At 73.6% G+C, this 1,758-nt stretch carries 1 protein-coding gene; it reads right to left on the reverse strand.

Annotation, left to right across the window (positions count from 1 at the left end; genetic code table 11):
* The coding region (locus ACOV8S_RS13705; RefSeq protein ID WP_448318851.1) for a putative bifunctional diguanylate cyclase/phosphodiesterase at positions 1 to 1,758 on the reverse strand (1,758 nt) is incomplete at both ends.

Consider the following 1,758-nt stretch of genomic DNA (forward strand, 5'->3'; position numbering starts at 1 on the left):
GCGCCTGCCGGTGGAGGTCATCAAGCTCGACCGGAGCATGGTCGAGCTTGATGACCTCCACCGGCAGGCGCCGCAGCGCCGTGACGCCGCCGAAGCCCGTGCCGAAGCCGTCCAGGGCGAAGCGGACGCCGAGGCGGCGCAGCACCTTCAGCCGGCTCTCCAGCTCGTCCAGGGCGATGCCGGGTCCGAGCTGGGTGAGCTCGATCATCAGGGACCCGGGCGCGAGCCCGTGCCGGGTCAGCAGTTCCTCTATGGAGGTGAGCGTCGTCTGCGACCGGTCCAGCAGGCGCCGGGCCGCCATGCGGACCGCGACCGACGTGCGCAGGCCGGCGCGGGACCGGTCGGCGGCCTGGACGACGGCCTCCTCCAGCATCCAGCGGCCGAGCGCCGCCGTCCGGTCGCCCTCCTCGGCGACCCGCAGGAACTCCGCGGGGGTGAAGAGCGAGCCCTGCCCCGACCGCCAGCGGGCCTGCGCCGACAGGGCCGTGATCCGGCCGTCGGACAGCGCCACCACCGGCTGGTGCAGGAGCGCGAACTCCTTGCGGTGCAGGGCGGTGCGCAGCCGGGCGGCGACCTCGGCCCGGCGCACCACGTCCTGCTGCATCTGGGGCGCGTACAGCTCGACCCGGTCCTTGCCGGCCGCCTTGGCCCGGTACATCGCCAGGTCCGCGTTGCGCAGGAGTTCGCCCGCGCCGAGGCCCGGCTCCGCGAAGGCGACGCCGATGGAGGCGGCCACCCGGACGTCGTTGCCCTCGATGTCGTACGGCTGGGAGAGCCGCAGCCGCAGCCGGTCGGCCAGTTCCACGATGTGCCGCTCGCGGGCGGCCCGGTCGCTGACGCCGTCTCCGATGATCAGCGCGGCGAACTCGTCCCCGCCGAGCCGGGCGGCGGTGTCGCCCTTGCGCACGGCCTCGTGCAGCCGGCGGGCCGCCTGGACCAGGAGCTCGTCCCCGGCCTGGTGGCCGATGGTGTCGTTGACCGCCTTGAAGCCGTCGAGGTCGATGAAGAGCACCGCGGTGCCCTGGTCGGAGGTCCGGCGGCCGGCGAGCGCCTGCCCGACGCGCCGGGTGAACAGGGCCCGGTTGGGCAGGTCGGTGAGCGGGTCGTGTTCCGCGTTGTGCTGCAACTGGGCCTGCAGGCGGACGCGTTCGGTGACGTCCCGGCTGTTGAGGATGAGGCCGCCCTGGTGCCGGTTGACCGTCGATTCGACGTTGAGCCAGCCTCCGCCGCCGGACCGGAACCGGTACTCGATCCGGGTGGTGGGGTCGGCGGGAGGGCCGGCGGCCAGGAAGCGGCGCAGCTCGTGCAGGACGCCCGGCAGGTCCTCGGGGTGGATCAGCGCCGCCAGCTCACGGCCGACCAGCTCCTGCGGACGGAGGCCGTAGACGCCCTGGGAGGCGTCGCTGACGTACTTCAGGCGGCCGGTCGGCGCCGCGATCATGATGACGTCGCTGGAGCCCTGCACCAGGGACCGGAAGTGGTTCTCCTTCTCGGCCAGCTTCTGGGTGAGCGCCATGTTGTCCATCAGCATGATGCCCTGCCGGACGAGCAGCGCCAGGACCACGGCACCCGCGGTGAGCAGCACGACCTGGTCCACGCTGCGGCCGGCCAGGACGTTGTAGAGGATGCCCAGGGTGCAGACGGCGGCGGCCAGGTAGGGCAGCAGCGCGGCCAGCGATCCCGCTATGGGCCGCGTCGGCTCGTAGTAGCCGGCCTCCGCACCCGGCGCCGGGAGACCTGGGGTGGAGGGGCAGGGGC

Source organism: Streptomyces sp. CO7, assembly GCF_053474865.1.